Origin of the sequence: Bdellovibrio bacteriovorus (genome assembly GCF_001592755.1) — a bacterium.
GTDB classification, from domain to species: domain Bacteria; phylum Bdellovibrionota; class Bdellovibrionia; order Bdellovibrionales; family Bdellovibrionaceae; genus Bdellovibrio; species Bdellovibrio bacteriovorus_E.
The window spans coordinates 464,341-477,369 of the sequence record NZ_LUKF01000001.1; the positions used below are offsets into that span (position 1 = coordinate 464,341).

General features: G+C 45.0%; 14 protein-coding genes. 10 read left to right on the forward strand and 4 right to left on the reverse strand.

The window, feature by feature from the left end; translation table 11 throughout:
* Positions 1 to 8 precede the first annotated feature (8 nt).
* The 9 genes from AZI85_RS02330 (at position 9) to AZI85_RS02370 (ending at position 8,998) form a co-directional block, all read left to right on the forward strand.
* On the forward strand, positions 9 to 1,679 hold the full coding sequence (locus tag AZI85_RS02330) for a hypothetical protein (RefSeq protein WP_063242548.1): 1,671 nt from the start codon (positions 9 to 11) through the stop codon (positions 1,677 to 1,679).
* A gap of 123 nt (positions 1,680 to 1,802) precedes the next feature.
* Entirely contained in the window at positions 1,803 to 2,552 is a 750-nt protein-coding gene (locus AZI85_RS02335) for a hypothetical protein (protein ID WP_063242549.1), read from the forward strand.
* A gap of 92 nt (positions 2,553 to 2,644) precedes the next feature.
* Positions 2,645 to 2,947: a hypothetical protein gene (locus AZI85_RS02340; protein WP_063242550.1), complete on the forward strand. Its 303-nt coding sequence runs from the start codon at positions 2,645 to 2,647 to the stop codon at positions 2,945 to 2,947.
* A gap of 13 nt (positions 2,948 to 2,960) precedes the next feature.
* A complete protein-coding gene (gene ndk, locus AZI85_RS02345; protein ID WP_063242551.1) occupies positions 2,961 to 3,386 on the forward strand; it encodes a nucleoside-diphosphate kinase in 426 nt (141 codons plus the stop codon).
* A gap of 27 nt (positions 3,387 to 3,413) precedes the next feature.
* Positions 3,414 to 4,595 (forward strand): class I SAM-dependent RNA methyltransferase, encoded by a 1,182-nt coding sequence (locus tag AZI85_RS02350; RefSeq protein WP_063242552.1) that lies wholly within the window; start codon positions 3,414 to 3,416, stop codon positions 4,593 to 4,595.
* A 23-nt stretch (positions 4,596 to 4,618) separates the two neighbouring features.
* Positions 4,619 to 5,365, forward strand: a complete 747-nt coding sequence (locus AZI85_RS02355) for a tetratricopeptide repeat protein (protein ID WP_063242553.1) — start codon at positions 4,619 to 4,621, stop codon at positions 5,363 to 5,365.
* Entirely contained in the window at positions 5,365 to 6,474 is a 1,110-nt protein-coding gene (locus AZI85_RS02360; protein WP_063242554.1) for a helix-turn-helix domain-containing protein, read from the forward strand. The genes AZI85_RS02355 and AZI85_RS02360 overlap by 1 nt, the downstream gene beginning before the upstream one ends.
* A gap of 2 nt (positions 6,475 to 6,476) precedes the next feature.
* Entirely contained in the window at positions 6,477 to 7,790 is a 1,314-nt protein-coding gene (locus AZI85_RS02365) for an ArnT family glycosyltransferase (protein WP_063242555.1), read from the forward strand.
* A complete protein-coding gene (locus AZI85_RS02370) occupies positions 7,787 to 8,998 on the forward strand; it encodes a hypothetical protein (protein WP_155723892.1) in 1,212 nt (403 codons plus the stop codon). The genes AZI85_RS02365 and AZI85_RS02370 overlap by 4 nt, the downstream gene beginning before the upstream one ends.
* On the opposite strand, the gene AZI85_RS02375 is transcribed toward AZI85_RS02370, so the two are convergent.
* Complete coding sequence (locus tag AZI85_RS02375) at positions 8,988 to 9,239, reverse strand: 2Fe-2S iron-sulfur cluster-binding protein (protein ID WP_063242668.1); 252 nt, start codon at positions 9,237 to 9,239, stop codon at positions 8,988 to 8,990. The genes AZI85_RS02370 and AZI85_RS02375 overlap by 11 nt on opposite strands.
* Positions 9,240 to 9,368: 129 nt before the next feature.
* On the opposite strand from AZI85_RS02375, the gene AZI85_RS02380 reads away from it, so the two are divergent.
* Positions 9,369 to 9,983, forward strand: coding sequence for a 3'-5' exonuclease (locus tag AZI85_RS02380; RefSeq protein WP_063206602.1), 615 nt, complete (start codon positions 9,369 to 9,371; stop codon positions 9,981 to 9,983).
* A 52-nt stretch (positions 9,984 to 10,035) separates the two neighbouring features.
* On the opposite strand, the gene AZI85_RS02385 is transcribed toward AZI85_RS02380, so the two are convergent.
* From AZI85_RS02385 to AZI85_RS02395, 3 genes are all read right to left on the reverse strand, one after another.
* Positions 10,036 to 11,655, reverse strand: coding sequence for an NAD+ synthase (locus AZI85_RS02385; RefSeq protein WP_063242556.1), 1,620 nt, complete (start codon positions 11,653 to 11,655; stop codon positions 10,036 to 10,038).
* Positions 11,652 to 12,005, reverse strand: coding sequence for a DUF2203 domain-containing protein (locus AZI85_RS02390; RefSeq protein ID WP_253720807.1), 354 nt, complete (start codon positions 12,003 to 12,005; stop codon positions 11,652 to 11,654). Before AZI85_RS02390 ends, AZI85_RS02385 begins: the two co-directional genes overlap by 4 nt.
* 133 nt (positions 12,006 to 12,138) lie before the next feature.
* Positions 12,139 to 12,951 (reverse strand): hypothetical protein, encoded by an 813-nt coding sequence (locus tag AZI85_RS02395; protein ID WP_253720800.1) that lies wholly within the window; start codon positions 12,949 to 12,951, stop codon positions 12,139 to 12,141.
* Between the last annotated feature and the right edge of the window lie 78 nt (positions 12,952 to 13,029).

Here is a 13,029-nt window from a genome sequence, read left to right on the forward strand (position 1 = left end):
TTGGGGCCATGAAGTTCATTACGATCTTGTTATTGATTCTTTCTTCCCATTCATTCGCGTCTTCTCCAGATTGGTCCGCCGGCGTGGCCATCCCGACAAATGGACGCCACAACATCTATCAATGGCCGGATGAAGATTTTGTCCAAATTAAAAACCGTGGAAAACTCCATACGCAGATCTATCCCGTGACAGTGACTGGGATGCTACCGCCCTATTGGCCGACGGTGCGGTTGATTGAAGAGGATAGTAAGAATCCATTTAAAAAATGGGTGCAGTCCATTCTTCACGGAGTCAGTGGCTTTGATTCTTTTAACGACGTTCTAAAAAACCTTGGCCTGCATCCCTATCCAAAAAAGACGGATGAAGGAGTCTACGCCGTTCCTTATCCAGACAACATCGGCCCTGATGATCTGATGGGTTTGGGACTAATTCAGCGAAATGGAGCTGAAGGATTCACTTTCAGTTGCGCCGCCTGCCACTCGAGCAATCTTTTTGGTAAAACAGTTTTAGGAATGACCAATCGTTTTCCAAAAGCGAATGAGTTTTTCATCAAAGCTAAAAAGTTGATGGCCGTGACAGATCCGTATCTTTTCCAAGCCTATACTGGAGCGACGAACGCCGAGCGCGAATTACTATCTGAGGCGCAAGATCATCTGCGTTTTGTCTCTTTAAAGCAGCCTGTTGCTTTGGGGCTAGATACGTCTTTGGCGCAAGTGGCTTTGTCATTAAATCGTCGATCTAAAGATGCTTATGCAAGCTATAGCGAGTGGTATGCCCGCTTTCCTCGTCATGATGCGATCTTAGATAATAATCCAGCCGATTCGAAGCCCGCTGTGTGGTGGAATTTAAAATACAAAAATCGCTGGCTTTCCGACGGAAGTGTTTTAAGTGGAAATCCTATTTTCACTAATATCATCTGGAATGAGGTAGGCCGTGGTGCAGATCTCGTTCAATTAGAAAAATGGCTTGCAGAAAACAGCGCCGTTATCGAAGAGCTAACAACAGCTGTGTTTTCTTCAGAAGCACCTTTGATTACTGATTTCATTCCTGCAGAGAAAATTGATCTTGGCCGCGCGAAATTGGGAGAACAAATCTTCAATACGAACTGCGCAAAATGCCATGGAAATTACGATAAAGCCTGGAGCCTTGCAGGCTCAGAAAACTTGCCGCTTAAAGAGCAGCTTAAAACGGTGCAAGTTCGCTACAAACAATCCACACCTGTTGTCGATGTGGGAACAGATCCCTATCGTCGTCTGGGGATGAAGTCTTTAGAGCAACTCAATGACCTTGCGATTTCAAAAAAGAACGGCATCGTGATTAAAGCCCAAGAAGGATATGTACCGCCACCGCTTGTAGGTATCTGGGCTCGTTGGCCGTACCTGCATAACAACTCGGTTCCGAACCTTTGTGCTCTTTTGACTCCGTCGGATCGTCGTCCGGTCGCTTACTATTCCGGAGACGCTCTGAATCCTGCCATAGACTTCGATTTAGAGTGCAATGGCTATCCTTTGGGAGATAAAACTCCGAAGTCATGGCAAACGCGTGACCATTATTTTGACACTCGAAAAAAGGGCATGAGTAACAAAGGTCATGACGAGCGCATTTTCCTTAAAGACGGAAAAGAAATTCTGTCTAGTGCGGATAAGCGCAATTTGATCCTTTTCTTGCAAACTCTCTAGTGGTCGCGAATTCCACGGGGTTATCCACATTCAAGGCTGTCGATACTTTCGACAGCTTCAGAATTCTTTTCTGAAAACATTTCGGGGCCCACATGAGCACCTGGCTTATGTTAAAAAGACCTCATGAAAAGAACGTGCATTTTAATTATTAGTGCTATCGTCCTTTGCGCCTTCAACTCATTTGCAAATTCTGAAGAGTCGTTTGCCCGAGGCTTCCTTATTGCTGTCGACACCCGCGATCACAAAGCGTGTGAACAAGCCTTCTTAAGAGTTTCTGGCGCCACCGGCCTGAAAATCTCAAGCTTGTGTGCTCAAGACGGCCGTAATCCTTTTGCCGTGGCGGTGATCACCGTTCCTATTGATGAATTCGAATTTCTTTCTGAAGTCACAAATAAACACGGCTCGAATGCGCGCGCGGCTCGCTCTGACAGGTCCGTGATTATGACTCTGCCGCATGATCGCGACACGGAAACATACTTTCGCATTTCTGCACGCCGCGATCGCATGTCGATCACGGTCTTCCGCGAAAGTGATTTTGGTGCGATGGATGAGCGTCGCGAACGCTTTCTTATCATGTCTTTCGTGATGAAAAATACGGGCTCTCAGGGATTGCAGGATCAGCGCGTGGCTTCTTCCATTGATCGTCGCTTGGTCTACAATCGTGGTGCGACGGAATTAACTCAGTCACAGTACAAATCCATCGCCACCAAAGCCTCGAACATTATTGATGCCATCAATGGTGCCGTTCAAAATATCACTTCGCCGCGTGTTTCCTTAGATGTCTTCGTTCCTCCAGATGCTTGCGATGCCAATCGCTTCTGTCCTAATGAAGATGTTATTCGCCTCGGTTTAAGCGTCGTGATTCGCTTTTAAAATCAAGCAGAGGGCGGGATTATTTCCGCCCAATTTTCGTTTGACTATTTGCAGCAAAAATCCTATTAAAAGCCCCAACTCTGGGAGCTAAGATGAAGAAACTATTAATTTTTATTCTGTTGGCAGCAAGCCCTGCTTTCGCCGGCCGTATTGATGAAATCGTGATCATGACGACTGAAAGCGTGGAAGAGACTTTGGATCTTTGGAACGCTGATAAAACGTATGAAATCACTTATCAGGATTTCACAACGCCGGACCAAGGATTTGACCTTGCGGTGAAAACCAAGCTCAACGTAAAGAATGTCCGCGAGAGCCAAAACCAAGAGTGGACATGTGTCACTCAATTCGTTAAAACTCCTAGGTTCTTTGACGTTTCTAAAACAGATTGTAAATAAACAAGGAGATACCATGGCTATCGAGCAAACATTCTCAATCATCAAGCCAAATGCAATGAAGAAAAACGCTATCGGCGACATCATCAGCATGTTTGAAGCAAACGGCTTGAAAATCGCTGCTGCGAAAATCACTATTCTTTCTAAAGCTAAAGCTGAAGAGTTCTATGCTGAACACAAAGAACGTCCTTTCTTTGGCGAACTAGTTTCTTTCATGACTTCAGGCCCCGTTTGCTTGATGTGTTTGCAAGGCGAAAACGCAGTTTTGAAAAACCGCGAAATCATGGGTGCTACTGATCCTAAAAAAGCTAACGCTGGAACAGTTCGCGCTAAATTCGGCGACAACGTTGGTGAAAACGCAGTTCACGGTTCTGACTCTGCAGCTTCTGCAGCTCGCGAACTTGCTTTGTTCTTCGAAAAACAAGAAATCTGCAACGTTTAATTATTTAAACTGAAATTGCGATTTTAAATGTCTGCAAAATCAAACAAGGGGGGAGCGCAAGCTCCCCTTCTTGGTTCAAAGATCAGATTGAATATTGAAAAGCTTGCCATTGGCGGTGCTGGAGTCGCTCGACACGAGGGCATGGTTGTCTTCGTTCCTCAAGCAGCGCCTAATGAAGAAGTTTTGGCCGAAGTCACTTTGGTCAAAAAGAATTTTGTCGAAGCAAAAATCCTGGAAGTTCTAAATCCGGGAGCATCTCGCCGAACGCCTCCTTGCCCGGTTGCCAACGTTTGTGGTGGCTGTAACTGGCAGCACATCACCGAAGAAGAACAGCTCGCACAAAAAGAGAAATTGGTTTTTGAAACTCTAAAAAAGTTCAATCCCTCTTTGGAATTTGAATATCTGCCAATTCAAAAAAGTCCCCGTTCTTTAAGATATCGCAACCGCATTCAACCAAAGTTCCAACACGGTCGTTTTGGTTTCTTTGCACGAAACTCTCACGATATTGTTGAAATCACCGACTGTCCGATTACTGAAGAGGCCTTGACCGAAAAGTTCGCGGAAGTGAAAGCTTGGGCTCAGCAAAAGAATACCAAAGAACTGCTTCGTCTTGAAATGTACATCTCGGAGGAAGGTCTAGTTCGCCACGGCCTTATCACGGATGAGGACGACGGCATTGGCTTTTCTCAAGTGAATCGCTTTCAGAACGAAGACCTGGTTCGCACCGCCCTAGACTGGGCTGGTGATTATGAATTCAAAAATGTTTTCGATCTTTATGCCGGCGCGGGAAATTTCACATTTCCTTTGGCACAAAAGTATTCGTCTTCCATGATCACCGGAGTGGAGCTAAATCCCAAGCTCGTTGAACGCGCGAAAAGCAAAATCAAAGAAAAACGTATGAAGTACTTCCTTTCCGACGTTGAAAACTACATGCGACGCGCTCAAATCGGGACTGAAGACTTGGTTTTACTGGATCCTCCTCGTGCGGGAGCCAGTGAATACATCATGCGAGCCCTGGCCTCGGCGGCTCCGAAAAGAATCATCTACATCAGCTGTCATCCGGTGTCTTTGGCCCGCGATCTTAACTGGTTCTTTGCTTGGGCGCAGAAGCTAGGAAAATCGGCGAAGTTAGCAAGGGTGCAAACCTTTGAAATGTTCCCTCAGACCGACCATGTTGAGACTATTGCAGAGCTCAGGGTTGACTCTTAGTCTTCAAATGATACCTTTTTAACATGCGTAAATGGATTCTCGCACTGACTCTTTTATCTGCACTTGGATGTGCCAGTCAGGACAAGCAAAAAGCTGATTTGTACTTGCGAATGGGTGCTGCTCAAATGGAAAGCGGTAACTATCCGTATGCGCTTCGCGACCTTCTTAAAGCAGAAGAACTTGATCCTAAAAATGCGGCGACTCAGAACAACTTGGGTCTCGTCTACTTTTTCCGTGAACGTTATGATTTAGCCGAAAAACATTTGCACCAAGCTTTAGAGCTTGAGCCCAAGTACACTGAAGCCCGCAACAATCTTTCTCGCGTCTTAATTGAACAAGGAAAATATGCGGATGCGGAAAAAGAACTTCGCGTTGTTTTAGCAGATCTCACTTACCCGACACCAGAAAAAGCCTACATTAATTTGGGTCTGGCGAAATTCAATCAAAAGGACTTCACTGGTTCGCGCAGTGCTTTCACAAAAGTACTCAACGTAAATCCCGATGACTGCATTGGGAACACTTACTTCGGCCGTACGTTCTTTGAAACTGAAGATTATGCTCGCGCGGCAGAAACTTTGGATCGCGCGATCGGCTTCTGTCAAAAAAGCCTTTATGATGAACCTCACTACTACAGTGCTTTGGCTTACTACCGCCTTGGAGACAAATCCAAATCGGTGGCTCGCTTTGAAGAGCTTATAAAGTATTACCCTACTGGGAAATACCGTGAAAAAGCCAAAGGCATGCTCAGCTTGATTCGAAAGGGACATTAATGAAAAAAACCGGTGAAATTTTAAAGAAAGCCCGTGAGCAAAAAGGCCTGTCTCTGCATGAAATTGGTCTTTCTTTGAAAATCAACAGCAAGGTTTTAAAAGCCATCGAAGAAGGTGATGATTCTCAATTGCCTGCGAAAACTTTCTTGCGCGGTTTCGTACAAAGTTACGCAAATTTCCTGCAACTGGATTCAGACAAGGTTTTGGAAGTGTTCTATGAAGAGATGGGTTCAACAAAACCAAAACCTTATATCCGTGAAGTAGAAACTCCTAAATCTGAAGTTACGGAAACACGTACTAGTTCAAGTGTTACAAGCACTGAGAAACCAGCAGAGACGGATGCCGAAGCCACGGTCACGCCGATTCGTCGTACCGCGCCTGCTTCGTCTGGAAAATCGGATTTAAAATCCCTTCAAGAAAATAAGTCCACGAAGACCATCGCTATTATTGGCGTAGGGGTCGTGCTTATCGGTCTTATTCTTTTCACAAAAAAGATGATCGACAAGTATTCAAAAGAAGCTGAAGTTCCAAGCGGTGAAGTTGCGCAAACAATGGAAGGTGCAACACCGGTAACGGCTGAAACGCCGACAGTGACTGATGTTGATACCAATGGAGATGCAAGTCCCCTGACGAACTTAACGGCAAGCCCAACTCCAGCAGCGCCATCAAGCCAAGCTTCTCCAACACCAACAGCCTCGCCTCTTGTGTCGACGCCAACTCCAACGCCTTCACCAACACCGGTTGCTGCGGCATCACCAACTCCAACAGCGACTCCGAAGGCAAGTCCTACGCCAAGCCCGACGGCTACTCCGGTAGCGACGGCAAGTCCAACACCAAGTCCTTCGCCGACTCCGTCGCCCACACCGAAAGAGACGAATAAACCCGTCGAACTTATCGTAGAAGCTTTGGATACAGTGGAAATTGAGTACTCTGCTCCAAACGGCAAGCCGCAAAAGATCCGTCTATCTGCTGAGCAAGTTCATACTTTTAAAAGCAAAAGTGGCCTTCGCATCAGCTTTTCTAACGGTGGCGCTGTCAACTTGATCCACAATGGAAGAGAAATCGGCATCCCAGGTGATTTGGGTAAGCCCATTAAGTTGAGCTACTAAACTTGAAAGACTTCCGCCGCATTTGGGCTATCAGCCTTATTGTAAAACTGATTCTGGCGGCACTTATTCCGCTAAGTGCCGACGAAGCCTATTACTGGGTTTGGTCACAAAGACTTCAGCTAAGTTATTTCGATCATCCGCCGATGGTCGCTTGGCTATTTTATCTAGGTCAAATTTTTGAACCTTTCATGCACGCCGTTCGTTGGCCCGCCGTGATTTTAGGTCATGGAATGTTGGCGGTTTGGTATTACATCCTGAAAGATCATGTTCCGTTTGAAAAGATCAAGGTGTGGGTTTATCTGGCCTTATTCTCTCCCCTTTTAGGATTTGGATCTTTGATCGTTACGCCCGACTTGCCGGTGATGTTCTTTTGGTCGCTATCGATTTTATTGGCACTCAAAGCACTTCAAGGAAAATCACTGGGAATTTACGCCGCCTTAGGGGCAAGTTTAGGCTTAGGCTTCTGCGCAAAATATCACATCGTTCTCTTTGTACCCTGCCTTTTAGTTTATCTCTTTGCCGAAAGAAAATGGAAAGACGTGCGCATTTCAGGTGTGGTACTTACGGTCATCACGGGTTTAATTTTCTGTGCACCAGTGATTCTTTGGAACGTTCAAAACAACTTCGCCTCTTTTGAATTTCAGTTGAAACACGGCTTAGAAAAAAGCAGCTATAATCCTGAATGGACGCTTTCTTACGTCCTTGGCCAAATACTGATTCTTTTCCCGTTAGTATTCTGGGCGGCTTTGCGTTCAAAAGTTCCTGCAAGTTTGCGTTGGCTTTATTACTTCGGTTGGGGACCTCTTTTGTTCTTCTTTCTGACTTCTTTCCGCGCCCTTGTGGAAGCCAATTGGCCGATCATCGGTTATCCTGCGGTTTTAGGCCTAGCCTTGTTTCACGAAAAAATTCAGAAGTGGCTTAAGTATTATGTCATTTTTTGGGGAAGCATTATCGCTATTGTGCTTGCAACACTTTTTACACCCACACTTCGCAAGATGAATGATAAAGTTAACGAACCTTATGAGTTTCAAGAACTCAGTGCCGTGGCTCGCGAATACAGCCCGCTGTACGCAAGCTCCTATCAAATGGCGGCTTCATTATGGTATTTCAGCAAAGTTCCAACATTTAAATTAAAAGACATCAGTCGTTTTGATTTTTTTGACACTCTTCCTGAAGCGCAACCCACATCAGGCAGATTTTATTTAGTGAAGCGCGAGAGAAATGGTTTACCTTCTTGGATTTCCGAACAACAATGGCAGATGAAAGAGATTAAAAAGATATCTCCAGATTTTGTCTTGTTGGAATTCACAAAATGATCAAACTCTTTGGTGCTTTTTCATTCTTGCTTGTTACTTACTTCCTTTACGGATTTTATATAAATCAGTACGAAGTTTCCGTCGTGCCCCAACAGATCACGCGTGAGCACGCCAAGAATTTAAATGACTACAAAGGCGTGATGAATGTTCACACAGATTTAAGCAGTGGTTCAGCCCCGGCAAGTTTCGTTATCGCCTCTGCAAAATTAGCGAACTTGGATTTTTTGATGTTCACCGACTTGAACATCTTCAATATGCCGACGACGTTTGAATCCTATCACGGAAATCTTTTGGTTTTTTCTGCTGGTAAGTACAGTTATCTTGATTCTCGTTTAATTTATTATTCGTTAAATCAAGAAAGCATCGGAAGTAATTTGGGCGAAGCTCAAGTAAAACTTGCCGATCTGCTTTCGCAAAAAACGGGCGCCAGCAAAGAATCATTAACGATTCTCACTCATCCCTACAAAGCCGGCTATTCTTGGAGTGGTGAAATTCCCGAAGGCCTTGATGGTTTTGAACTTCTAAATATGAAGAGCTTGGTGAATCGTGCCTGGGAAGAATCAAAAATTTCCACGATCTGGAGTTTATTGATCTATCCATTTAATCCACGCTTGTCATTCCTTCGGCTTTACACTGAGCCCACAGATGAAATCGCGTTGTTAGATAAAATGAGTCAGCAACGTCGCATTATCGTCTATGGCGGAACCGAAGCTTCAGCCCGAGTTATTCCACTCGCGAATTATTTCATTCGCTTTCCTAGCTACAAGCGCTCTTTTGAATTTATGAGCAATCACGTTTTAATGAAGTCGGAGCTCACCGGTAGCTTCAACAGTGATCGCACGAAAATTTTCAATGCTTTAAAAAGCGGGAATTTTTATATCGCTCTTGATATGCTTGGAGATCCCAAAGGATTCGTCGCTACCATCGAGAGCGAAAACAAATCTCACTTAATGGGTTCGGAAATAAAGTTTTCAAAAAACATGTCTTTGAAAGTGAGCTTGCCGGTCAAACCCAAAGATTTTTTTGAAATCATCATAATTAAGAACGGCGAAGTGGCGGCACGAATCAACGATCCCGAAACTGTTTATCAGATCCCCGAGCCGGGAGTTTACCGAGTGCAGGTGCGTGTCAGCCCGATGCTACCACTTCCTGACGCCAAAAAATGGATCACTTGGATTTACACGAATCCTTTTTACGTTACTCCTTAAGTCTTATTTCAACTTCCAAACCCTGAATCGGTGGAGTTTGGCAGGCTAAGCGCTCCTCATCTAAAAATTTTCGGTCTTCCGCCATTTCGCTTTCTATTTCGTTACGAGGACCGACGTCCGAAAGACCTTTACGGACATGGACTAAACATGTTCCACAAGTTCCATTGCCGCCACAGGTATGGCTGATCTTAATTCCCGCGCGCAAAGCGACTTCCAGGACGGTTTCATCCTTATGACTCACCGGGACATCTGGGTGGTCTGGTAAAAAGGTTATATATATTCCAGACTTAGTGCCTTTCACGGCTAGGAACTCCTTCAAAGAACGACTCTTTTGTTGAAACCGCTCTCTCCATTTTGTATCAATAAATCCATGAGATTCATAGCTTTTGACTTAGAGACCACTGGAACTGTTCCTGGCGTAGACCAAATCGTTGAAATCGGGGCTGTTCGCTTCATTGACGGCCAACCTGAGGCGATCTTCGCAACACTTGTAGACCCACAACGTCCTATTCCTCCAGGCGCTTCGGCGGTGAATGGTATTAGTGACGACATGGTTAAAGGTAAGCCTTTCATTGAAAGTCTTTTGCCGATGTTTGCAGAATTCTGTGGTGACGATATTCTTGTCGCGCACAATGCGCCGTTTGACTCTCAGTTTTTAACTGCGGATATCAAAAAGTATGAAGCTGCGGCTCCTAAAGGTTTGATCCTTGATACACTTCCTATCGCAAGAAAAGTGTTCCCGGGTCTTCCAAACTACAAACTTGGAACTTTGGTTCAGCACTTGAAAATCCCGACAACGGATTTCCATAGAGCAGAAGAAGATGCCTCTTATTGCGGTCACTTGTTCCACCAAATGGTGAAAAGAATTTCTATCGGCGGCCAACCTCCACAAGTGACAAACCTTGTGGCACTAACAGGCAAACCAGAACTTCGCTTCCCACAAATCGTGCGCCAGCCAAAACAAATGGATTTCTTCGGCGTTTAATTTTTCTTTGAAAATTTAAAACTAAAAAGCCCTGAGTGATCAGGGCTTTTTTTTATTCTTTAGCTTTGTGAGCAATCGGATAGCGACGACCGCGACCAAAAGAATGTGGTGATACTTTCAATATGGGCGGAGCCTGCCAACGCTTAAACTCCGTGCGCATAAGTACAGGCAACAACCATTTGTCGGTCTCCGTCTTCGCCGGACCTGATCTTTCCACTAAGTAAGCCACAGATTTATCAAGATCTTCATACGGCGGCAGACTGTCTTGGTCTTTTTGATTTGGACGAAGTTCTGCGGAAGGAGCGCGCGTGATGATCTCTTCTGGAATCACTTCACCTTGTTGGTTGTAATAACGAGCCAAGGCATAGACTTGTTCTTTAGTTAGATCTCCCAGAGGAGCTAAACCACCACACATGTCTCCGTACAATGTGGAATATCCCGCGGCGTATTCGCTTTTATTTCCCGTTGTTAAAAGCATGCTGTTTTCTTTATTTGAAAACGCCATCAAAGTTAAGCCCCGCAAGCGAGCTTGCAGGTTTTCATGAACCAATCCGAAATCTTTTAGATCGATTCCTTTTTCAAGGCCTTTGACAACCTGATCATACATAGGGCCGATCTCGACAACCTTGAAATCAACACCCAAGTTTTTTGCTAAGTCTTTCGCCAAAGTCAGACTTTTTTCAGCGTTGAAAGGACCAGGCAGTCCAATCGTTGTTACATTCGACGGACCTAGCGCATCCACTGCCAATGCGGCAACAACCGCAGAGTCGATTCCTCCGCTAAGTCCAAGATGCACTTTTTTCATTCCCGTTTTTGCACAGAAATCACGAATGCCTAATACCAGTGCGCGACGAAGTTCTTCTGTCACATCTATTTTCGGCGTTTTATTCCACACTTCCATCGTGTCGATATCAATAACGTTGATATCTTCTTCAAAGGACTGACACGTTAGAACTTTCTTTCCGTTTTTATCGATAACGAAGCTTGCGCCATCAAAAATAATTTCATCCTGAGCACCTACAAGATTCACATACATCATCGGTGCTTTGAAATACCGAGCTGTCTTACTGACGACATATTCCCGCTGCTTCATCTTGCCGACAAAATAAGGAGACGCGCTAAGGTTGATCACCATGTCGATCTTTTGTTTTTTTACCTGCGCTAATGGATTCACCACATACGGCGAACGACCTTCTTTGTCTGGCCAGCCCCAAATATCTTCACAAATTGTAAGAAAGAATTTTTTCCCCTTCCAAGTGAAGTAGTTCTTAGAAAGATCACCGGGTTGAATGAAGCGGGCTTCGTCGAAAACATCGCCTGTAGGCAAAAGTTGTTTGTGGAAAAATCGAGGTTTTTGACCTTTTGCCGCAAAGACAGCGCTATTGAAATAGGGACGTCCCATTTTTTTCGGATTCTTCGTAATCAATCCAAAAATAACGCCGATGTCTTTGGGAATTTTTGAAAGCAGGGATTTTAATTCTTGTTCTTGTTTAGCAACGACCTTTGAACGCTCTAAAAGATCGAAAGGATGATAGCCGAACAATGCGCACTCAGGAAATACGACAAGATCACACTTGCGCTGTTGCGCTTGGCGAATGAAGTCTAAAATTTTTTCTTTATTAAACTGGAAGTCGGCGAGTGTCGGATTTATTTGGGCAATAGCGATTCTCATTCAATCACTATACGCCCAGAAAACCCGTCTTGGTAGCCATGCCAGTGATTAATCTCGACTTCTGGAAACTTCCAGCAATAGAAGCCATCGCCGTTGTCAAAGTCCGCCATCCAAAGACCCTTCGGTTCGGCTCCCAACTTTTCGACTTTGACTTGCCAACGGTCAATAATGACGTTGATTTCAGCTTCGATAGCTCCCACTGATGGATGCGACTTGTCGGAAAAGGCATCAATGCGATTCAGGTGAGTTTTGACTTGGCGGCTTGCCTCATCAGTCATGCGATAGATCAGCGGCAAAAGACGTCGCGCTTCCTGCAACGTGAATGTTTTTTTGCGATTGATTTCAACCACATTTTCCAAAGACGATCCCCCACCCTTATGTCGATGAAGGCTGTATCCATGAAAGATCGGAGTGTTTCAAGCAATTAAAGCAAAGACAGATAACTTAAGAATTTATATGAAGAATTTCTAAACGCGACGCAGATTATCCGGAATCGCTCTTAGACATTTGCAGTGCCTGACCGCCAATAAAGATCACAAGCGCAATGACCAACGCCGCAATGAACAAATAACGTATAAAATTTCCAATCGTCATGGGTTCATCTTCTTGGACCGTCGTTTTAATTTCGGGCTTTTTAACTAGAATTTTCTTAGGTGGTGGCTTTACGGATTCGCCGGCAACAATACGCCCCCCTGTGCCGTCGGCCTTCTTTTCAAGTTTCTTTCTTTCTGACTCTGTCAGACCGGTTATGCCCACAGACATTCTTTTTCTTTGAGGAGCGACGTAACGGCCCCCATTGCTCGCTCTAAAGAAGCCCCCATTACCACCATTGTCCAAGGCGATTTCAACGACCTTACCGCCCCCTTGCGCATTCCCCCCAGTTTCCACACCAGAAGAAGGACGACGTCCTCGGTTCATGTAGGAGCTGCCGCGGCGAGAAGAAGAACCGGCGTATGTTCCACCAGATCCGCCGCTACTTCCATCAGAGGAACTGCTCGAACTAGAGTTGTTCTTGGATGAAGAGCCATCGCCCGATGAGCCACCGCCGTTGTTATTACTAGGGGGTCTTCCACTAGTCAGGGTCCCCGGCTGAAATTTTTTATCGCACTCAGAATCTTCATCAACGACAGAGGGTGTATCGCTGCCAAGAGTAGGAAGTTCGCCGTACTCAAGAAGACAGGCGACGTATTTTCCCATGTAGTTATCAACAAATTGCCCAAACGGTTTGAAGATCTGATTTGCTAACATCAAAATCAGAGAGACAGTAATAACCAACATCAGAACGTATTCGATCACGGCCTGACCTTGTTTATTCCCAAGTCTAGAAGTAAATTGAGATTTCTTCACTCGTACGAGCATTTAGGTCATAATACA